Annotated in this window: 15 protein-coding genes; 10 read left to right on the top strand and 5 right to left on the bottom strand. The window is 62.6% G+C overall.

All coding sequences use genetic code 11. The features are described from left to right. The first annotated feature begins 17 nt into the window (after positions 1-17). From BCM02_RS09020 to BCM02_RS09010, 3 genes are all read left to right on the top strand, one after another. Positions 18-971, top strand: a complete 954-nt coding sequence (locus tag BCM02_RS09020) for an alpha/beta hydrolase (protein ID WP_148928708.1) — start codon at positions 18-20, stop codon at positions 969-971. A gap of 121 nt (positions 972-1,092) precedes the next feature. After that, entirely contained in the window at positions 1,093-1,692 is a 600-nt protein-coding gene (locus tag BCM02_RS09015; RefSeq protein ID WP_148928707.1) for a nitroreductase family protein, read from the top strand. Between the two features lie 15 nt (positions 1,693-1,707). Next, entirely contained in the window at positions 1,708-2,709 is a 1,002-nt protein-coding gene (locus BCM02_RS09010; RefSeq protein WP_148928706.1) for a type I glyceraldehyde-3-phosphate dehydrogenase, read from the top strand. A 375-nt stretch (positions 2,710-3,084) separates the two neighbouring features. Here BCM02_RS09010 and katA read toward each other — a convergent pair whose 3' ends face one another. Further along, positions 3,085-4,539: a catalase KatA gene (katA, locus tag BCM02_RS09005; RefSeq protein ID WP_148928705.1), complete on the bottom strand. Its 1,455-nt coding sequence runs from the start codon at positions 4,537-4,539 to the stop codon at positions 3,085-3,087. 415 nt (positions 4,540-4,954) lie between these two features. Between katA and BCM02_RS09000 the strand changes: the two genes are divergently transcribed. Beyond that, positions 4,955-14,683 (top strand): fibronectin type III domain-containing protein, encoded by a 9,729-nt coding sequence (locus BCM02_RS09000; RefSeq protein ID WP_148928704.1) that lies wholly within the window; start codon positions 4,955-4,957, stop codon positions 14,681-14,683. A gap of 96 nt (positions 14,684-14,779) precedes the next feature. Continuing rightward, complete coding sequence (locus BCM02_RS08995; RefSeq protein ID WP_148928703.1) at positions 14,780-14,959, top strand: hypothetical protein; 180 nt, start codon at positions 14,780-14,782, stop codon at positions 14,957-14,959. A gap of 14 nt (positions 14,960-14,973) precedes the next feature. On the opposite strand, the gene BCM02_RS08990 is transcribed toward BCM02_RS08995, so the two are convergent. After that, on the bottom strand, positions 14,974-15,216 hold the full coding sequence (locus BCM02_RS08990; RefSeq protein WP_148928702.1) for a hypothetical protein: 243 nt from the start codon (positions 15,214-15,216) through the stop codon (positions 14,974-14,976). Between the two features lie 135 nt (positions 15,217-15,351). Between BCM02_RS08990 and BCM02_RS08985 the strand changes: the two genes are divergently transcribed. The 4 genes from BCM02_RS08985 (at position 15,352) to BCM02_RS08970 (ending at position 16,895) form a co-directional block, all read left to right on the top strand. After that, positions 15,352-15,699: a hypothetical protein gene (locus tag BCM02_RS08985; protein ID WP_148928701.1), complete on the top strand. Its 348-nt coding sequence runs from the start codon at positions 15,352-15,354 to the stop codon at positions 15,697-15,699. A 3-nt stretch (positions 15,700-15,702) separates the two neighbouring features. Beyond that, positions 15,703-16,233, top strand: coding sequence for a hypothetical protein (locus BCM02_RS08980; RefSeq protein ID WP_148928700.1), 531 nt, complete (start codon positions 15,703-15,705; stop codon positions 16,231-16,233). 72 nt (positions 16,234-16,305) lie between these two features. Next, positions 16,306-16,602, top strand: coding sequence for a hypothetical protein (locus BCM02_RS08975; protein ID WP_148928699.1), 297 nt, complete (start codon positions 16,306-16,308; stop codon positions 16,600-16,602). A gap of 62 nt (positions 16,603-16,664) precedes the next feature. Next, positions 16,665-16,895 (top strand): DUF3951 domain-containing protein, encoded by a 231-nt coding sequence (locus tag BCM02_RS08970; protein ID WP_148928698.1) that lies wholly within the window; start codon positions 16,665-16,667, stop codon positions 16,893-16,895. 87 nt (positions 16,896-16,982) lie between these two features. On the opposite strand, the gene BCM02_RS08965 is transcribed toward BCM02_RS08970, so the two are convergent. Then, positions 16,983-17,603 (bottom strand): hypothetical protein, encoded by a 621-nt coding sequence (locus BCM02_RS08965; RefSeq protein WP_148928697.1) that lies wholly within the window; start codon positions 17,601-17,603, stop codon positions 16,983-16,985. 149 nt (positions 17,604-17,752) lie between these two features. On the opposite strand from BCM02_RS08965, the gene hfq reads away from it, so the two are divergent. Continuing rightward, entirely contained in the window at positions 17,753-17,980 is a 228-nt protein-coding gene (gene hfq, locus BCM02_RS08960; protein ID WP_148928696.1) for an RNA chaperone Hfq, read from the top strand. A 114-nt stretch (positions 17,981-18,094) separates the two neighbouring features. Here the strand turns inward: hfq and BCM02_RS08955 are convergent, their stop codons facing one another. Then, a complete protein-coding gene (locus BCM02_RS08955) occupies positions 18,095-18,565 on the bottom strand; it encodes a DinB family protein (RefSeq protein ID WP_148928695.1) in 471 nt (156 codons plus the stop codon). Between the two features lie 146 nt (positions 18,566-18,711). Continuing rightward, a complete protein-coding gene (locus BCM02_RS08950) occupies positions 18,712-22,134 on the bottom strand; it encodes an ATP-binding protein (RefSeq protein ID WP_148928694.1) in 3,423 nt (1,140 codons plus the stop codon). Position 22,135 lies beyond the last annotated feature (1 nt).

The following is a 22,135-nucleotide window of genomic DNA, read 5'->3' as shown; positions in this document are numbered from 1 at the left end:
AAAAGGAGTTGTTACGCATGACCAAGCAAGTCGTGAGCAAAGTAGTGCTCGAGGAAGCCGCTCGGCAATTCGTGGAAGCGACGGCCAATCCGCCGTATCTGTTCGATCTGGGACCGGCGAAAGGACGCGAGACCGTCGATGAGGTGCAAAGCGGCGATATCGCGAAGCCGGCGGTCGATATTCAGGATCTGACCATCCAAGGCGGGCCGAGCGGGGAAGTGTCGATTCGCATTCTGCGTCCGCAGAACGCGCCGGCGAAGCTCCCGGTCATCTTGTACATCCACGGCGCGGGTTGGGTATTCGGCAATGCGCACACGCATGACCGTCTCGTCCGCGAGCTGGCCGTCGGCGCGGAAGCGGCAGTCGTCTTCCCGAACTACAGCCTGTCTCCGGAAGCGAAATATCCGACGGCGCTGGAAGAAATCTATGCCGTTCTGCAGTGGATCGAAGCAAGCGGCGAAGCGCAGGGCATGGATACGGAGCGCCTGACCGTCGCGGGCGACAGCGTCGGGGGCAACATGACCGCCGTGATCACGCTGCTCGCGAAGGAGCGCAAGGGACCGAAGATTCGCAAGCAATTGCTCTTCTACCCGGTGACCGACGCGGGCAACGACACGGGCTCGTACCACGAGTTCGCGACCGGCTACTTCCTGCGCCGCGACGCGATGGCGTGGTTCTGGGACCAATACACGACGACCGCAAGCGAGCGGGAGACGATCTACGCGTCGCCGCTTCGCGCGACGAAGGAGCAGCTCGAGGGCTTGCCGGAGGCGCTCGTCATTACGGCGGAGGCCGACGTGCTGCGCGATGAAGGGGAAGCGTACGCGAACAAGCTGCGCGAAGCGGGCGTCCGCGTGACGACGGCCCGATTCCAGGGCATCATCCACGACTTCGTCATGCTGAACGCGCTGGCGGACACGGCGGCTGCGCGCGGCGCGATGCTCCTCGCCAACGCTTGGCTGAAGGCATAGTCAGACACGACGCGAGGCATGAACGACATATCCCCCGCGCGGAGGCGGAAGGCTTCCATGCGGGGGATCGTTATGTGATCATCCCCATGAACATAAACATGATTTTTAGGAGGATTTCGCAATGAGCCATGATTTCATGAAAGCCGTCCAAGAAAGAAGATCGTACTACGGACTTAGCAAGGAGCGCGTCGCGTCGGAGGAGCGGATCCATACGATCGTCAACGATGCCGTCAAATACGCGCCGACCGCCTTCAATTCCCAGAGCGCGCGCGTCGTCGTGCTGCTAGGCGAGCAGTCCGACCGGCTGTGGAACATTACGCGGGAGACGCTCCGCAAGATCGTGCCGGCGGCGCAATTCGGCCCGACCAACGAGCGGATGAACGCATTCTCCGCCGGCTACGGGACGATTCTGTTCTTCGAGGATCAATCGATTGTGGAAGGCATGCAAAATCAGTTCGCGACGTACGCCGACAATTTCCCGATCTGGTCCAACCAATCGTCGGCGATGCTGCAGTTCATCGTGTGGACGGCGCTCGAGCAGGAAGGTCTGGGCGCTTCGCTCCAGCACTACAACCCGCTGATCGACGAGGAAGTGCGCCAGTCGTGGGATCTGCCGGCCGATTGGAAGCTGATCGCCCAGATGCCGTTCGGCAAGCCGACGGCGGAGCCGGGCGAGAAGGACTTCCATCCGCTGTCCGACCGCGTCAAGTTCTTCACCTAATTGAAGGAGGCCATCATGGGTAAAATCGCGATTTACGGCTTCGGCCGCATCGGAAGACAGCTGCTGCGCGCGGCGTTGCAAAATGATCTGTTCGTGCCGTATTCGGTATCGGATATTAAAGACGAGGCGACGCTGGCCGCGCTCTTCGAAGTCGATACGAACTACAAGCGTTGGCCGGAGCCGGTAGCCGGTCAAGAAGGGCGCTTCGTCATCGGCGATCGGGAGATCGTCTACTTGAACGCCGCCAAGGAAATTCCGGATTGGGCGTCGCTAGGCGTCGATCTGGTCGTCGACTGTACCGGACGCGCGGTGACGCGCCCGGTCGCGCAGCAGCATCTCGACCGCGGGGCGAAGCGGGTGCTCGTGAGCGGACCGAGCAAGAGTCTAGAAGATTGCGACGCGGTGCTGCTCAAGGGCATTAACCTGGACAGCTTCGATCCGGATAAGCATCGGATCATCAGCATGGCCAGCTGCACGACGAATGCGCTGGCGCCCGTCGTCAAGCTCGTGCGCGAGAACTTCGGGATTCAGTACGGCCTGTTCTCCACCGTCCATTCGTACACGAACACGCAGTCGCTGACCGACCAGCCGATGAGAGACCGTCGCGACTCTTGGGCCGCGGCGGAGAACATCATTCCTTCGTCCTCGGGCGCGGCCAAGGCGCTCAAGTTCATTTGGCCGGATCTCCAAATCACGGGCAAGGCGTATCGCATTCCGACCCGCACCGGCAGCATCGCGGAGCTGAACCTCGTCACGGAGAAGCCGTGCACGGCAGAGCAGATCAACGATATGTTCCTCGCGGCGGCAGTGGAAGGCGAGCTGAAGGGCGTGCTCGACGTGCTGGAAGGCGAGTGGGCGTCCTCGCGCATCGTCGCCGATCCGCATTCCTCGATTATCGATCTGCCGCTTACGCACGTGCAAGGCGGGCTGCTGTCGGTGGCCGCCTGGTACGACAACGAGTGGGGCTATGCGTCCCGGTTGGCCGAAGTGGCGGCATATTTGGCGGAGAAGGGTTAATCGTCAGCGCAGCTTTCATGCCTAGCAAGACCAACGGCGCCCCAGGCTTCATGCCTGCGGCGCTCTTGCGCGTTGTCCGTCAACGCCTCGGGCTAGGCTCACTATCGCCGGACATGCCGAAACAGGGGGAGCCATGCTCCGCCCTGTAAAGTTTCGTTGCTATAGGTATCATAATTGCTCGGACACAGGCGCGAGCGCGAACGCGAACAAGCAACCGAAGTCGATTTGATCCGTAAGAGGCGAGCCTGTCGCAGCTCATAACCCGGTTCAGCCGCTGATAGAGGTAGCGACCGCTTCTATTCGTATACGCTCGAGCATGCAGAACCGGCAGCCCGCATTGACTTGCCGCGCGAAGCTGCCGGTACCCGGCGTCGCTTAAACCAACTGCGGGATGCTCAGACCAAGCCCTTCCGCGACGCGCTGCCCGTAATCGGGATCGGCTTTGTAGAAGTGCGCGAGCTGGCGCAGCTTGATCTCCTCTCTCTCGACCGGCTGCATGGCCAGAACGATGTTGCGCACCAGGCGCGACTTCTCTTCTTCGCTCATGAGCCGGTATAGGTCGCCGGCTTGCGCGTAATGGTCGTCGCGGTCGTAGGCGACGCTATCGGCCAGGCCTTCCACCTCGAACGGCGCCGGCTTGTACGCCGCATTGTCGGCCGCGTCGCCGTAGCTGTTCGGCTCGTAGTAGACGCCGCTTCCGCCGTTGCCGTCCGCCCGCATCGCGCCGTCGCGCTGATAGTGGTGCACCGGCGCGACCGGCTTGTTGATCGGCAGCGTGTTATGGTTGGCGCCGACCCGGTACCGATGAGCGTCGGCATAGGCGAACAGTCGGCCCTGCAGCATTTTGTCCGGCGACGCTTCAATGCCGGGGACGAAGGCGCCGGGCGAGAACGTCGCCTGTTCGACTTCGGCGAAATAGTTGACGGGATTGCGGTCCAGCACCATCCGGCCGACTTGGATGAGCGGGTAATCCTTCTGCGACCATACTTTGGTCACGTCGAACGGATCGAAGCGGTAGGCGCGCGCATCTTCGTAAGGCATGATTTGCACGTACAACGTCCAAGCCGGGAAGTCGCCTTTGTCGATCGCTTGGAACAAATCCTCGATATGGTAATCCGGCTGTTCGCCGGCCAAACGCGCGGCCAGATCGACGTCGAGGTTGCGGATGCCCTGCTCGGTCTTGAAATGGTATTTGACCCATGACGCTTGTCCATTCGCGTTCACCCACTTGAAGGTATGGCTGCCGAAGCCGTGCATATGGCGCAGCGTGGCGGGGATGCCCCGGTCCGACATGAGAATCGTCACCTGGTGCAGCGACTCCGGGGAGAGCGACCAGAAATCCCAGACGGCGTTCGGGTTCTTCAGATGGGTTTGCGGATGCCGCTTCTGCGTATGGATGAAGTCCGGAAACTTGATGGCGTCGCGGATGAAGAAGACCGGCGTGTTGTTGCCGACCAGGTCGTAGTTGCCTTCTTCGGTGTAGAATTTGACGGCGAAGCCGCGCGGGTCGCGCACGGTATCGGCCGAACCGAGCTCGCCGGCCACCGTCGAGAAGCGGACGAACAGCGGCGTCCGTTGGCCGACCTCGGAGAGGAATGAAGCCTTCGTATAGGCGGACATGTTGTTCGTCACCTCGAAGCAGCCGTGCGCTCCGGCTCCCTTCGCATGCACGACGCGCTCGGGCACGCGCTCCCGGTTGAAGTGCCCCAGCTTCTCCAGCAGGTGCACGTCCTGGATGAGGGCCGGGCCGCGGGAGCCGGCGGTCATCGAGTGCTGGTTGTCGCCGACGGGAGCGCCCCAGCTTGTCGTTAACGTTGGTCTTACGTCCATGATCTAACCTCCCAAATCGGATGATTGCATGTCCATCATAGCAAGCTATCGGGATCGCGCAATCCTGCGGAATACGCGCGGATTTACGAGATATAGACAAACATTATAGCTTGCGGATGAGTACGTTTCAGCATCGCCGCGAATTCTGCGTATCGCGTACAATGCGCCGCGATAAATTCGGATCTTGCCAACCTGGAGCTATAGAAAAATCGAATCCGTGCGACTGCCGCTCGTCGTCTCCTCATGCTGCCGAACAATTGTCATCTTTCGTCATGACGGTCGCGGCGGCCGATGACAAAAATGGTGACAGCCGGTCACTGGCTGCCCCTCCTGCGAGCGTTTACGATGAGTAGCATAACAGCGGCATGCGCGGATGACGCGTACATGCCAAGCGTAGACAGGGAGGAACGCGAAAGTGGGCAGGAACGAACGAAAGCGAAGCTTTAAGAATCGATGGAATTGGATCCCGATGTTGCTCATCGGGTGTTTGCTGTTCGGCGCGGTCGCGCAGCCGGATGTATACGGTGCGGAGACCGCGGAGGAAGCGGTCAGTCCGCAGCTGCGGGAGCTGCTGGAAGGGGTGCAGGACATTACCGCGGGCGAAGGGGACGTCATAATCGAACATTCGGAGACGGACGATCCGGCGGCGGGGCAGGCTGGAGGCGAGGCCGAGGCGGAAGATGCCCCGGCCGGGGGCGACGCCGGCGGACAGCCGGAATCGGGCGAACCCGAAGCGGAAGGCTCGGAGGCTGGCGAAGAGGACGGCGAGCCGACAGAAACGGCGCTGCTCGCGAACGTGAACGGCGCGCTGTACAAGGCAAGCCCCGCCGCGGGCGGCGTCTCGACGGGCGATAGCCAGACGGCGTCGGTCAGCGGGGACGGGACGAAATTCGCGTTCGTCTCCAAGGCGAGCAATCTGGTCGAAGGCGATACGAACGGGTTTGCCGATATTTTCCTGCATGACCGGGGGACCGGCACGACCAAGCGGATTAACCTTGGCAACGGCGGACAGCAGGCGGACAACCATAGCTATCTGCCTGTTATCAGTCTCGATGGACGCTTCGTCCTGTTTACGTCGAAGGCGCAAAATATGCCGGGCAATACGGGTTGGCAGGAGGACCTGTACCTGTATGACGACCAGAGCGGCACGATCGAGAAAATCTTCGACAACGTGCAGGCTTCGACGTACGGGGCGGCGGGCAGTCCGTTCCAGATGAGCGCGGACGGGCGCTATATCGCCTTCGCCGGTCCGAAGCCGAATTCGTTCAGCGGCTGGGAAGTGATGGTGAAGGACCGGCTGACCGGCAAGGTGCAGCAGGCGTCGAATCAGGTGTTCGTCTTCGGCCAGCCGCCGCTGCCGCGCGTCTCGATCAGCGCGGACGGCCGCTACGTCGCGTTCGACTCGTATTATAAGAGCCTCGTGAGCGGCGATACGAACGAACGCAGCGACATCTTCCTATACGATACGAAGCGCGAGAGCTTGAAGCGGATTAGCGTATCCGCCGAGGGCATTCAGGGCAACGGCGACAGCCGCTTCCCGTTCATCAGCGCCGACGGCCGCTATGTGGCGTATCAATCGTACGCGTCCAATCTCGCGCCCGGCGATACGGACGGTCAGCAGGACGTGTTCGTCTACGATCGATTGATCGGGCTCACCGACGTCGCAAGCTTCGGATCCGACGGGATCAAAGGGAGGCTGTCCAGCAACGACGCGACGATCAGCGCGGACGGGCGGTTCGTCGCTTTTCATACGGACAACGCGTTCGATCCCGCGGATACGGGCGTGTCCGACGTGTACGTCCGCGACCGCGCGCTCGGCCGGACGTTCTGGGCTAGCCGAGCGGCGACGGGCGGCTCGGGCGACCAGTGGAGCGTGCGCGCGTTCATCAGCGCGGACGGCCGGACGGTGGCGTTCGAGTCCCACGCGACGAATTTGCTCGACCCGGCGGATGCGGACGGGTTCTACGATATTTACGCCGCGGCTCTGCCGGATCCCGGAACTTCGGCGCCGGCTTGGACCGAAGGCGCGGTATTGACGGCGCCGCGCATCGGCGCTTCGTATATCGCCTTATCGTGGCCGGCCGCGGAAGGGGCCGCGCACTACCGGATCTATCGGAACGGAGCGCTCGAAGCGATCACGTCCCGGGCGAGCCACGTCTCGGCGGGCCTCGCGCCGGAGACGTCGTATTCCTTCCGCGTACAGGCGGGAAGCGCCGATTACGTCTGGTCCGCATCCGCGCTCGAACTGACGGACAATACGTCGGCGCAGCCGGAGACGGAAGCGCCGGGGCAAGCCTCGAACGTGCAAGGTACGCCGATTCCGGGCGGGATGCGCGTGTCGTGGCAGGATCCGGACGATCTCGACGTGACCGGCGTCAAGCTGCAATGGCGGAAGGCCGGCGGCGAGCCGCGCGAGACGCCGATGCTGGCCCGCGGAGACGGGTGGGCGGAGGTGCCGGGTCTCATGAACCGGACCGCCTATGAGTTCCGGGTGCTCGCGTATGATGGCGACGGCAATAGGTCAGCCTCGGAGTGGGCAGGCGCGACGACAGGAGCGGGACCGCGCGTGGAGCGGGTCAACGTCCGGCCGTTGAGCGGCAAAATGTCCGCGAGCGACATCGACGAATCGAGCATCAGCGACGACGGACGCTACATCGTCTTCGCGACCGACGCCGCCGACATCGCGGCGCGGGACGACAACCGCGAACAGGACGTGTTTCTGTACGACCGCGAGCTCGGACGCACGACGTTGATCAGCCGGGCGCTGGATAATAGCGGCACAACCGCGAACGGCGCCAGCAGCGGAGTCGAGATCAGCGGCAACGGCCGGTTCATCGTCTTCGGTTCCGGCGCGACCAATCTGACCGCCGCGCCGGATACGAACAAGAACTGGGACGTATTCCTGCATGACCGCGACCCGGATCAGAACGGCGTATTCGACGAGGACGTCGCGGCGCTCGAGAAAATCACGGTGCTGCCGGACGGCACGGAGGCGAACGGGGGCAACTGGCAGCCGTCGATCACGTCGAACGGCGACAGCATCTTATTCACGAGCCGCGCGCGGAACTTGACGCCGGATGCGCCGGACGACTACCACTACGTCCGCTATGAGCGGGCGGATCGCTCGTTCGCCCGGCTGGCGCTGGCCGACGGCACGACCCCGGATCTGTCCAACGGCACGATCAGCGGCGATGGTTCGCATGCCGTGTTCGCCACGATATCGGATATCGTGCCCGGCGACGAGAACGGCAAGCAGGATATTTACGCGTATTCGTTCGCAACCAAGGAACTGACCTGGATTTCGAAGTTCGACGAAGGGTTCCAGCGGGGATGGGCCTCCACCTATGACATGAGCGAAGATGCGCGTTATATCGTGTTCGGCATCGGCGAGCTGGAGAACCGGATGGGCGGCGTCTTCCTGGTCGATCGCGAGGCCGCGCCGGGCACGCCGCCGCAATCCGTCGTCGTCCCTTACGACGGGAGAGCGCCAATGGGCTACAGCGAAGGCGCCTCGATCAGCGACGACGGGCGTTACGTGGCGTTCACCTCGAGCGACCAGACGTTGGTCAAAGGAGATACGAACGCCCAGGCGGACGTCTTCGTGCGGGATTTGGTTAAAGGCGCGAACATCCGGGCTGCGCTGCCGTACGATCCGGCGCAGCAGGGCAACGATTCGGCGGTTCGCGGCGATTTGAGCGGAGACGGACGGTGGATGACGTTCCAGACCAGCGCGAACAACTTCGTGACCGGCGAGCTGCGCAAGCAGCTGGATCTGTTCGTGACGAGCGTCGAAGCGGCGGAGCCGGCGGCGGCCGCATGGCCGTCGGGCAGCGCGCTTACGGTCACGGAAACCGGTCACGACTCGCTTACCGTCGGCTGGACGGCGGCTGAGCGCGCGACGGCTTATCAAGTGCGCTATGGCAGCGTCGTCAAGGACGTACCGGCGGGCACGACAACGGCGAAGTTGACCGGACTTCAGCCGGATACGGCATACGAGCTCAAGGTCGAGGCTTCCGCCGACGGCGGAACGTGGACGACGAACGGTCCGGCGGCAAGCGCGAGGACGAAGGCGGCGCCAGCGCTCGCCGAACTGAAGCTGTCGCTGTCCGCAAGCGGCGGCGTCCGGCTCGAATGGGAGCCGCCGGCGGCGGGGCGGGACATCGCGACGCTTGCGGTCATGCGCCGGGAGGGCGATACGGAGCCGGTGCAGTTGACGGCGCTGGAGGATCTCTCGGTTCGCGCGTATACCGACGATACTACGCAGGCTGGCAAGACTTACCGGTATTCGCTCGTCGCGAAGGATAGCCAAGGCGCATCGGCGCCATACACGCATGAACGCGTCATTACGGTGCGTACGTTGGCCGTGACCGGCGTTCATTATGCGATGCCGCTCTATGCGAATACGTATGCGGGTCTTGGCGACCGGATCGACTTCATCTTCCTGTCGGAGCCGGGGGCCGACGCGGCCGGATCGATTGTCTACGAAACAACCGGCGGCGCGACGCGGGAACTGAGCGTGCCGATCAAGGCGGAAGGCGTAACCGGTCGGTATAAAGGGAGCGTCAATATTCCAGGCGAGGCGGTTCGGCTGCTGAGCTCCGAGGTCTGGGCAGAGAAAGACGGACAGCGCGCGGCGGCAGCGGCGTGGAGCGAGCCGATTGCGGTCGGCGGGTCGCTGCAAATCAATATAACGGGGAATCGGGCGTTGGCGCAGCAGGCGATCTTGACCGTGCGCAGCGAGCAGGCGGAAGCCGTCCGTACAACGCGTCCCGGCGCTAGCGGAGCGCTTCTACTGAAAGGAATGGCGCCCGCAAAGGACTATCAATTGACGCTTCTTCATCCCGAATCGGGCGATCTCCTGCTCGATGCGCCGCCGTCTCAAGTCGCGGTGGCGGCAGGGGAGCGAACGACGTTCGCCATCGAGCCGCAGGATACGGTCCGAGTGAGCATAACGGCGAGCACGCCATCCAATCAGCCGGCGGGAGGCGCCAAGGTTACGATTGCGGAGCCGGGCAGCGGCCGCAGCTATACGGCGGTTACGAACGCGAGCGGCCAGGCGCAGTTCGGCGTATTGGCGGAGATGGACGGGAAGACGGTTCGCATTCGCGTGGAAGCGGGATCGGATCGGCTGCTGCCGTCCGAAACGACGAGCAAGCTAGCTAGAGGCGTGAACGGCGCGGCGGTCGAACTGCCGTGGAACGCGGAAGCGGTCGTTCGCGGAACCGTGAACGGTCAGAGCGGCGAGAAGATCGCCGGGGCGACCGTTACCATTCGACAAGGCGATGCCATATTCACGGCGCAGGCCGATGGCGAGGGACGATATGAAGCGCGCGTCCTTCGGGGCGCGGCCACGATACAGGCGTCCATTCCGCCATATACGCACGGTCCTTGGATTGCGAGAACGTTGGAGAGCGGCGTGACCGAGATTCCGCTTCGAATCGAGGAACCGCTCCCGTCCAAGATTGAAGTAAAGCTGTTCACCCGAGCCGCGGGCGGAGCGTGGATCGGTCCGCATGAGCTGGATTGGCGGACGTTCGCCCATTATCACATCGATTCCCCGCATCTGCTCCTCACGCGAAGCAACCCGCTTGTCGTCAAGGCGAACCCGGGCGAGAAGGTGGAAATTTGCGCGAACGGAGTGGAAGCGGGCATGCCGATCGTCTGCGGCGAGACGGTCATTTCGGCCGAGCGGACCGGGCATATCGAGCTGCGGCTAGAGGAAGCGGGGGCTTTGGCCGTCGCGGACTTGAAGGAGACGCTCGATCCCGAGGCTCTTAATACATGGAAGCTGTTCGCCCGCGGAAGAGAAGGCGCGCGCCGGCTTATCGCGGACGGAACTTGGCATGAACGGCGGATGCAGTGGCAGCTGCCGCAGGCGGGCGAATATGAGCTGGAGGTGTTCGGTCCCGACGAGAAAGGTTACGTCAAGCGGACCTTTAACGCGGCAGCCGATCAGACGGTCAACCTGGGGCAGATCGCTTTCGCGGGCGACGAATGGTTCGGCGGCCGGGATGGCAACGAGGTCACGCTCGACCGCGACGTGCTTACGCCGGGCACCGATATGCTGGTGCGGGCAAGCGTTCGGAATCAAGGCGGCCAGACCGCGAAAGACGTCAAGCTGGTGCTCGACATCCCGGCGGGCACGTCGCTTGTCGAAGGCAGCGTCCTCCACGGCGGACATCCGCGGACGCCGATCCGCGATGGCGGACGAATCGCGTTAACCCTTGGCGATTTGCCGGCGCGCTTGGGCTCCGTCGTGCAGTATCGCCTTCAGGCAGACGAGAACGAACCGGCCGAAGCGCTTGCGATCGTGCCGAAGATCGTCTATACGATCGGCGGCGAGCAGCGGGAAGAGGCGATTGGCACGGTGACGGCCGAGCTGCTGCATCTGACGCTGGACGCGCCGGGCACGATCGGGCGCAAGGACGTCCGCCTCGGCGGGCGGGCTCCTGCGGATAGCCGCGTCGTCGTGCTCGAAGGGGCGCGCGTGCTTGGCGAGACGATGGCGACGCCGGGCGGCTTCTGGTCGCTGAAGGCGGAGCTTGCCGGAGAAGGCGCGACCGCGATTCATCGCATTCGGGCGGAAGCGGTCAAGGGCGAACGGCATTACGCAAGCGATTCCGCGATGATCCGCTACGACGAGGGTCATCCGGAGATGATGAGCTTCACGATGAAGCAGGCGGACGGGCGGGAAGTGCAGCTCGATCCGGCCGACGGCACGGGGCGATTCCCGTATGTCTACGTGCCGGGGCTGCCGTTCTCTTTCGCGCTCAACTTCAACAAGCCGGAGCTGGTGCGCGACGTGGTGTTCCGTTTCGGGGACGCGAGCATGCCGGCCGGTCAGGATGACAAGGGCGTCTTCCGCGCGGTCATAAGCGGCGCGCATGCCGGTCGGGTTAGCGTCTCGTACCGGACGATCCAAGCGGCCGGCGCGCAGACGCCGCCGCCGGCCGAGGAGCTGGAAGGCCAGCTGCCGCCGGCTTTCCAGGATCTGAAGGATAAGGAGCTGGACGTGTCGGAACGAACGCCTGGCGCCACCAGGCAGACCGCCAAGCTGAAGGGAACGATTCCGACCTCGGGCGGCGATGTCGACATGAGCCTCGGCGTCACGATGGAACGGAAGCAGTACGTGCCGACGGCCGCCGATCTGGCGCGCGAGCGGGAGACCGGCGTGGCGTTATACGGTTTGCAGATGAGCCACGGCTTCCGGGACGGCAAGCTGACCATAGAGCTGTCGGCCTACATGCCGGATACCGGCGAGGGGTTGACGACGCAGCGGGCGATGGCGCTGCTGACCGAGGGAGGACTCGGGATTCGGAGCGGCACGTCCGGCTCGCCTCGCACCGCGTCCTTATCGGGCGCGGCGTTGAACGCGGCCGTCAACGTCGTGGCGACGCGGCTCAGCGCGGCCTTCGCCTCGCGGGCCGGAGACATGACGTGGAAGACGATCGATGCGGGCTACAGTCTCGTCGACGGATTGGGCGTGAACGATACGCTCTCCGAAATGAGCGCGATTCTGGACCAAGTGACGGACGGCTGTTCGACGTCGGCCGTGAACCGTTACGTGAACGAGCTGGATTCGCTGTATACGCGCCTCATCGTCTATGAATCGACGAAGGCCGCCATGATGATCGTCGGCGTACTCGCCGGACCGGAGACGTTCGGGCTCGGCACGATCGCGATGTTCATGTTGACCAACGCCGCGGGCAAGGTGCTCGACGGCGAGATGGCCGGACGACTGCAAGGCTTGCGCAACGCGATCGCCAATGACGCGGAGTGTCGGGACGAGGAAGACGACGATGATGACGATCGTCCGGACGACGATTTGGCCGATCCGGAGTGGATTCATGATCCGAGCGGCTACGTGTACGAAGTGACCGAAGATAACCGCATACCGGATGTGCAGGCAACCGCGCTGCGATGGAACGAAGAGGCGGGCGCTTGGCAGGTGTGGAATGCCGAATGGTACGGCCAGCTGAACCCGATGTACACGAACGGCGCCGGCCGCTATGGCTGGGATGTGCCGGAGGGCAAGTGGAAGGTACGGTACGAGAAGGAAGGGTATTTACCGGCCGAGAGCCGGGAGCTGATCGTCCTCCCGCCGCATTTCGACGTGAACGTGGCGATGGTATCGACGCAGCCGGCTAGCGTGACGCGCGCCGTCGCGGCGGCCGGCGGCGGATCGGTCGACGTGGCATTTAACCGTCATGTGATGACCGACGACGTGAATGGCCAGCTGTTCACGATAAGCGATGCCGCGAGCGGCGAGACGGTGCCGGGCGAGTGGGCAGCCGTAGACGTCATTGCCTATGACGGCAAGCAGGTCGCGCTCACGGTCCGGTTCACGCCGGATGCCCCTCTGACCGTCGGCGGAACGTATGCGCTCGCGGTCGACGCCGCGGTCCAAAGCTATGCCGGCGTGCCGATGACTGCCGCTTATGAAGCGGAGTTCCTCGTCACCGAAGCGGATGAGACGCCGCCGCTGGGCGTAACCGAGGTGAACGCGACGGCCGATGCTTCGCAGATTATGCTCGGCTGGCAAGAAACGGCCGATCCGGACTTGCTGCGGGTCGACGTTCAATACCGCGTCAAAGGATCGACGGGCGAGCCGAGGACGGCATCCGCGGAGCCGGGCGCGGAGTGGATGCTGCTGAACGGCTTGGCCAGCGGCACGGTCTACGCGATCGACGTGCTCGCGGTCGATGCGGCAGGCAATGCGTCCAAGACGGCCATCGAGGCGAGAACCGCCGGCGAGCAGCTAGCGGGCGCCGACGTGTTGGCGCCGAAGCCGGCAGCCGAGGTAAGACTGACGCCGGGCAGCGGCAGCATCGCGGTGACGTGGACGGACCCGGCCGATGCCGATCTGGATGGCGTCATCGTGAGCTGGCGCAAGAGCGGCGATGGGGAGGCGGCAGATACCGCGCAAGTCGCGAAAGGCGCGCAGCGGCATGTCATCGATGGCTTGGCGGCGTCGACAGCATACGAAGTGACATTGTATGTCGTCGATAAGTCAGGCAACGAATCGTCCGGCGAGACGCTGACGGCGCGCACGTCCGCCGGCACCTCCGGCGGACCGGGCGGCAATCCGGGGCCAGGACCGGTGACGGGCGGCCAGACCGGGGAGCCGGACGACAAGCCCGACGCGGAAGGCAGCGAGAGCACCGAGCTGACGGTCGAGGGCGGGCAGCATCGCTTGCTGGATGGCAAGCTGACCTTGCAGCTCGCGGCGAATTCGGTGCGCGCATCGACCGAATTGACCGCCGAGCAATTGGCGGCCCCTACGACGCCGGCTGGATGGACAGTCGCATCGCCGGCTTATCGGCTGCATGTGGGCGGCGGCTCGCTGCTGAAGCGAGCTGCGCTCTCGGTAACGTATGACGCCTCCTTGCTGAAGGGAGCCGATCCGCGCAAGCTTGGCGTGTACCGGCAAGATGACGCGGCAGCATCCGGATGGTCGCACATGGGCGGAATCGTGGATACGAAGCATCAGCTTGTAACGGCGCCAATGACGGATTCCGGCACGTACGCGGTCATGGCCTACGAGCCGTCGTTCCAGGATCTGGCCGGCCATTGGGGCCGGGAAGCGATCGAGCTGCTGGCCAGCCGCCATCTGGCGGCCGGCGCGCCGGATGGGCGCTTCTACCCGAACCGCGGAATCACGCGGGCCGAATTCGCCAAGCTGCTCGTGCTGCTGGCGCGCGCGCTGCCGGAGACGGAAGTTGGCACGAATGCCGGCGATTCCTTACCGAAGCCGCGTCCATTCGCGGACGTCCCGGGGGGCGCCTGGTACGCCGTCTACGTGAACGAAGCGGCGGCGCTCGGCTTCGTCCGGGGCGCGGACGGCAAGTTCCGGCCGAACGACGCGGTCACGCGCGAGGAGATGGTCGCGATGCTAGCGCGCGTCATGGGCGCCGCGTCGGCGGGATCGTCGAATGCGGCCTCCGTGCTGACCGAGTTCCGCGATGCCGATTCGGTATCCGGCTGGGCGAAGGAAGCCGTCGCGGCCGCCGTCCGGGAAGGTTGGCTGACCGGTGCAGCCGGACAGCTGGCGCCACAGCGCACCGCTTCCCGCGCCGAGGCGGCCGCGCTGGTCGCGCGCGTCATGGAGCGGTCGGGGGCGGTCATCGCCGACAGCCCGATGTAAGCAAGACCGCCCGGAGGGAAGCTGCGGCTTTCTCCCGGGCGGTTTTTAATTAAATGCAGTTTCGTAAATTGTGTCAACGATAGGAGGACGGAGGAAGTGAAACGAACGATCGATGTCAGACTGGTTATCGCTCAGCTGGGCTTGGAGCATCAATATCCGGAGCTGCGGCGGCATCTCGATGATTGGATCGCGAACGGCGAGTTAACGGGCGGGTGCGGGGAACTTGAAATGCATTCGGCGGAACAGGGCCCGCTTATTCGACGAGATGCGTCTTGATGCAGGTATGATGGTCATGGCGTCCATTGGATGGAGAAGAGCAGCTGATCTGGGATCTGCTGCTCTTCGTATTGGAACGCACGCGTACATTGGCTACTTTCACCGTTGTAATTTCCCGGTATTTCGCGTGCAGCTGCAGCACCGTCCGCCAAATGCCGGTCGCGCGTCAGGACGTAGGCATAATTCCACACGTCGTCGCCGTACGCTTCAACCGCCAGACGGAAATCCGTTATACTAATCTCGGATAGATATCTCATATAATCGCCCTGCACGTTTCGCCGGCCTCCTTTCTCCACATGTATATAGACTAGGCAAACGGAAAAAAGTGTCAGGATGGGCGAGTGCATTCATTCGGGATATCTGCTAGGACAGGATGGAGGAGATAAGCGCCTATGCATAGCGATACAAACTACATCATACCGCCTTTGCTCGACGAGTTGATGAAATGGGAGAAAGAGATCAAGCCGCACGTTCCTTATTTGGAGACGCCGACCGGCTACTTTCTGAAATTCGATCCGGCTGACAACGGCGGTTATCAAAGTTCACCGGTCGATGCGATCGTGTTCGCGAATACGGGGATGGACGGCACGCACTATGCGTTCTTGACGGATTTCGGCGCCGTAACGGATTTGAGCGAAGCGCCGATCATTTGCGTCGACCCAATGGATTTCGGGAACTGCACGCGTATCGTCGCCAACAATATTAACGAATTTTTCGCGTTGCATTTCTCGGATCATTAAGGATTGCTGCTGAACGATTTCGATTCGGAGACGCGATACTTGCAGTATTTGAGAGAGCAAGAGGAAGAAACAGACGAGGAAGAGGAGGGCGAAGAAGAGTCTGGCGGTTATTTTAGTCGGGCGACGTGGAAGCGGGAGCGTGGCATCGTTCGAGACTCGGCTCTTGCGCGCTTCGGCTTCCGGCTGATTCCGAACGGCTATGCTTACATTCAGGAGGCGCGGCTGGCGCGTTCGAACAACGTCATTCTCCCTACAACCGATGGGTTAGGCGTTGCGTCACGCGGCGAAAGGGCTGAGGCATCGAAGAAACCGGCGCCGCACCCATGGCATGGCAAGCCGATCCCGGAGCGGGAGTCCGAGCAGCTGGTTGCGTACATCGAGACCGCGGAGCAAGCGGGCTTGTTCGGCTTTATCCGAGACTGTCAGGCGCAGGGCGCGGACAATTACGAGGTTATCCGGGCGATCTGTACGCGGCTGTTCGCGCTCGGGCTGCCGCTGGAAGCAAGGCGGCTGGAATATTGCATGAATATTTGACGGAATCGCCGACATAGGGCAACATTGTAAATAATTATACGTTCAAGATACTAGGCTAAGGAGGGAATCCATATGAAACTGTTACAGCTTGCGCTGTTGTTCGTGCGCGGAGATTTCGGCCGATTGGCGTTCAAGCTGAAAGACCGGATGCCGATCTGTTTTCTTCTCGCGATCGAGTGCGCCGGCGTCCTGCTTGTGCCGGTTCGGTTGGCAGACCCTCCTACCCGGGTCGAGTCCGGGGCAAGCCGTTCCAATCATAGCGTCCAATCGCTATCGATTCTCTGGAAGGAGACCGAAGCGATCCTGTCCCGCTTTCAACGGTGGAAGGAACCGTCTGCCTTCATCGGCCGCAGCTATAGCACCAGCTGATTATGCGGGATCTACGTGCCGAACGATCGATTTGGCACCGTGGCCGAGAAGGGGACGATTAGATGGACTTCAGCGTTTATATGATACTCGGAGCTACAGGCAGCATCATGCTGTTAGTCGGGGCCGTGTTCATCCAGGTCGTGCGGAACAAACGATGGCCTTCGAATGATTACACGCCGTTCGACTACATTACCGCGCAATCCAAGATCGAATTCCACGACGTCAGACAGGACAAAGACGACGATGACGATCATGGCGACGACAAGAACAAGAATGTAGCGAAGCGTAGATAGTGGCAAAGCCCCTTTCCCGCATGGACCGGTTTGAGCATGGCGCGCGGGTAAGGGGCTTTTTATCGGGCATATTGAGCGTGGCAAGCGCTATCGACGCCTTTTTCCGCGAAACCGCCGTACCCCGACGACCGCCAGCGCGACGACGAGCACGGCAGCGCCGACAACGATCAGCAAGTCGAGATCGGTATCCGTCATGAACCACATTTTGTAGGCAAGATTCACCTGGTCCCCCGGCGGCAAGCCATTCCCCAGCAGCTGCGTCGCCTCGGCCAAATCGTTTAGCATATAAGTCGGACTGCAAGGATCGCTCGCTAAGCGGCCGTGATCGTCGTACACATAGATGAGATAGGATTGACCTTTCTTGAAATCAAAGCCCCAGGTGAAATCCGTCGCCACGATGACTTGGGAATCGAGCGCCAGGTTCCAGCTTTGTTTCACATCCAGAAGCACGTTCCGCACGGTTTCTATGGTCCCGACAAATCCTTCTTGATCGTTCTTGACCTGCTTCACCTCGCCGAATACCGCTCCGCCGTATAGCTTCAGCGTTTCCTGCGGGCCGCCTTCCCGCTCGACGCAAGACAACGCATGCGCGGTCGAGCCGAATGAGACGAGCGTCGACAGGGCAAGCGCCAACAGGGCAAGCGCCAACAGGGCAACTAAGCGCAGCTTGAAATCCAGATGAGAGGTCGCCTCTCGATTTTTTGGCATGTTCAACCTCTTGTTCCTCTTTCGAGTAAAAATATCGTTCTTGACGTCCGACTGTGATTGGACGGGGGCTTGACGGCTGTTGTTATAGTAAAGTTGACGCCGAGCCCTAATGCGTAACCAAATCCTGACAAAGAAAGAGAGGGATATTCGTGAACGAACTGGACCAGAAAAAGCTAGTCGACCAAGATGCGCGGCTGACCGCCTTACGGATCAATCGCACGCCCTGCACGATTATTACGACGAACGGGGTACAGATGAAGGGAACGATCGAGACCTTCGATCGATACGTCGTGCTGGTCCGCTCAGCAACGGGAAGGTCGAGCATGATCTATAAGCATGCGCTATCGACCATCGTAGTCGAAGCTCCCGCAACCTAACGGTTGCCGTGAAAGGATGCGACATGCCGTCAACCGCGCAGCCGCCGTCCGTCTGAAGGGACCGCGGCTGTTTGTCGTGTCCGCAAACGCGCGTCTATGCGCCGAGAGGATTAATTACGCCTTGTCGCCAAGCCGGGCAAACAGTATGTAATCCACGGCCGCGGGTCGGAACCCGCCGGCGCGCAGCGCGGCGTTGATCTGACCGCGGTGATATTGGCCGTGCAGGGCGACGTGGGTCAAAATGTCCCGCGCGGTCGTCTCGAACGGATCGCCGGCCTGACTGCGATAAGAGACCTGCTCATCCAGCGCCTCCTCGGGCAGCGAGTCGAGCAAGGCACGGAAGCCGTCGCCGTTCGCGTCGATTAGCGACGCGCAAGCGTCGAGATCGACGTCGTCGCCCCAGAGCGGAAGATGGCGGCTATCCTCCCCGTTCAGCCGAGTGAGCCAGATGCGCTCGGCTTGCAGCACGTGCAGAAACAGCGGCGCGGCCTTGCCGGCCTCGTCCAGCCGAGCGGATCGCAGCGACTCGAGCAGCTGGCGGTTCGCCCAATCCAGATGCGCGAACATCGTTCGAATGGTATGCATGATGGTTCCACTCCCTTATTGATATTCTTTTCTAATAGACGCCATTTCTTCCCATATAGTTGCTGGCAAGGGCCGGCTAATGCAACAAAATAAAAACCGAAGGAACCCGGCTATCGCGGTCGGGTTCCTTCGGTTCAACAATACGATTACCGTTCGTCCGATAACGGCAGCGCGATGGCCAGCCGGCACCCTTCGGGCGCGCCGGCATCCTCGCCGCTGCGGGAGCCGATGCGGACGGAGCCGCCGAGCAGATGGACGCGCTCCATCATCGACGTCAGGCCGAAGCCGGGGCGGGCGGTGCCGTACGGGTCGCCGTCGTTGCCGAGATCGAAGTAGATCCAGCCGTCCTCGGCGTACAGTTCGAAAGCGAATGTCGTGCAGCGTCCGTGCCGGATGCCGTTGGTCATCCCCTCCATGAGCGCGTGATAGATGACGCGTTGCGTCAACCCGCTAAGCGGCGGCAGCGGTTCCGGTTTGTAGAAGATCGTGACGCCCGCGTTGTCGCGGGTATCTTGGATCAGCTCGTTCAACGCCGTGGACAGGTCGAACGGAGCGCCTTCGTCGCTAAGCATGCGCACGGCGCGGCGAATTTCATCCAATCCTTTGCGCACGAGCTCCTTGGAGACGTCGAGCCGCTCGACCGACTTGCCGAAATCCCGGTCGGACAGCTTCTTGGCCGCCTCCAGCTGGACGATCGCGGCCGTCAGCGTATGGCCGACGACGTCATGCATTTCGTGGGCGATCCGGTTGCGCTCCTCCAGTACCGACACTTCGGTGAGCGCTTCGGCCGTCTCGCGGACGGAGCCGGCGAGAATGCGATTCGCTTCCTCAAGCTCGCGCGTCCGCAGCACGACCTGTTCTTCGAGCGAGTGGTGGAACTGCGCCAGCTTGAGCTGAATATGGACGCGCGCCAGCAGCTCGCCTTGCGAGAACGGCTTGGAGAGATAGTCGTTCGCACCGGCGTCGAAGCCCTGCGTCATGTCGACGATCCGGTTGCGCGCCGAGAGCAGGATGATCGGCAGCTCGTTGGGCGTCCAGCGCTCGCGAATGCGCTGGCAGACTTCGTAGCCGGTGAGGACCGGCATCATGACGTCGAGCAGGACAAGATTCAGCTTCTCGCCGTCTTCCAGCAAGCGAAGCGCCTCCTGTCCGTCCTTGGCTTGCACGAGCCGATAAGGCTCCCCGCGGAGAAAATGCTGCAGCACCTGGAGATTGATCGGCTCGTCGTCGACGAGCAGGATGGTCGGCGCGCCAGAGCTGCCTTCGACCGCGGTCGCGGCGTCGATCTCGCGCGCCTCCTGCCCGGCATGGATGCGCTCTTCGGCTGCATCTGCGTCATCCGGCGCTACGGCGGAGTTCCAACCGGACTCGCTGCCCGCGGCGGCATCGTCCCGGGCGTCGTCGAAGGCGGGCGCGAGCGGCAGCACCGCCGCCGGCTCGCGCGCAAGCGTAGCCAGCTCCGTCAAGGCGGCCGCGGCGCCTTCGGCAGCCGATTCCTCCGGAGAGGCCGGCGCGGCCGGCAGGGTGAAGCTCGCTCGCGTGCCGCCGCCGGGGCGAGGGCCGATCGCGAACGTGCCGCCTTGCATCTCGACGAGCTGCTTCGTGATCGACAGGCCGAGTCCGGTTCCGCCGCCGGAGCTGCTCTCGGCCGCGGCGAACGGCTGGAACAGCGTCGCCATCCGCTCCGGCGTAATGCCCGGTCCGGTGTCCTCGACGGCGACGGTGACCATGCCGCCTTCGGCCGGTTCGGCGACGACCGTAATCGAGCCTTCGACCGTATACCGGATCGCGTTGCCGATCAGGTTATACAGAATTTGCTCCAGCCGGTTCGGATCGGCGTAGATCGCCAGACCGTTATTCGCGGGGATGCCGACATGCGTGGCCAATCCTTTGCGCCGCGCAAGCGGAGTCAGAGCCGCCGCGACGACGCCGGCGGCTTGGCGCGGATCGACGGGTTCGGGCTTCAGCTTCAAGTCGCGGTGCATCATATGGTACAGGTCGAGAATGTCGTTGACGAGCCGCAGCAGCCGGTTCGAACTATCTAGAATGAGCTGGAGATTGCCTTTCATGTGGCCGTCGACCGGCCCGGCCGCCCCGTCGAGCAGCGACTCGGTCAGGCCGGCGATGCCGTGCAGCGGCGTGCGCAGCTCGTGCGACGTATTGCGCAGGAAGTCGTCCTTCAGCTGATCGTACCTGGCCATCTCCTCGTTCTTCGACGCAAGCTCCCGAGCATAACGCTGCAGCTGCCGGTGCACCTCGGAGAATCGTCCGAAGATGACCATGGCGAGCGAGAAGAGGAACAGCAGAATGCCGATCGGGAGCATGTGCGGGCTGAGCTCCAGCACGAGCCGCGGCCATTGGAAGCGGTCCTGCAAGAACGCGAAATAGTTCATCAGCACGTGCAGGAACCCGAAGATCAGCAGGAACACGTACCCGAAGCCGAGCCAGAACGTCTCGCGCGTCCGTTTGTGCCGGATATACCGGGCCAGCGTGTAGGTCATGACCGAGAACAGCGCGAGCATGATGTAAGGCAGCCACTGCACGATTAGGCTGACGTAAAATCCGGGATGGATGAACGACGCCGCGACGGTAACCGCCGAATAGGCGCCCATGACGCCGATCAGCACCCGGTACGTCCGCTGGTATTCCTTGCCGAGCGCGACGGTGTAGAAGCCGATGTTCGCGGTAACGCCGATCGTCAGCAGCGCGTCGCGGAAATAATACAGCCGGTAAATACCGGGGAAAAACCACTGCATGGAAATGATGAGCGTAATCATCCCGATGCCGGCGCAGTAGGTGAGCATCGTAAACCAGAAGTACAGCAGCTCCTGGCGGCGCCGGAGGAACATGAAGAGCGAGACGGTGCCGCTGACCAGGAAAATGACGCTGTACACGATAAGCTTCCAGTCCCGCCCGATCATCGACTTGAAGATCGTGAACCGGTCGCCGATGTTGTTCCAATAGGAGGGCATCGGCTTATGGTCCCACAGCAGCTTGATCGCCACCGTCTTGCCCGCGTCTTCCGGCGACAGGCGGACCGGCAGCAGCGCGGCGGCCGGGTTCATGTACTTGTCGGGCTTGCGCATGTTGAATTCATAAACGGACTTGCCGTCCACGAACACTTCCACGTGCTTGAACTCGAAAAGAAAGAGGTAGGGATCGCGAGGCGGGAGCGCGGGCAGCTCGCGCTTCAACCAGAGCGTGCCTTCATATTCGGCCAGCCGCTTGCCGGCCGCTTCGTCGAGCGGCTGCCATTCGGCGTCCTGCCCGGGCTCTTCCCCGAGGTACAGCTGCCAGTTGATCAAATACCGGACCGGATATCGATCCCAATCCAGTCCCGACGACTTGACGGGGCGATTCGCGGCGGTCGGAGCGGCCTTCTCCCCATCTCCGCCGATCGAGGACGAGCCCTTCGTGCCGTCGGCCGTCGCCTCCGCTGCCGATTCCGCCGCCATCTCCGACGCATGCGCGATCGCGGTACCTTCCCCAATCCAATGCAAGCCCCATCCGCCCAGCACCGCCAAGGCCATGAGCAGTCCCGCCGCTCCGATCCGGCCCAGCCGTCTCATC

Origin of the sequence: Paenibacillus methanolicus, from assembly GCF_008124765.1 — a bacterium.
GTDB lineage: Bacteria > Bacillota > Bacilli > Paenibacillales > Paenibacillaceae > Paenibacillus_Z > Paenibacillus_Z methanolicus.
This window is presented reverse-complemented; position numbering and strand designations above follow the sequence as displayed.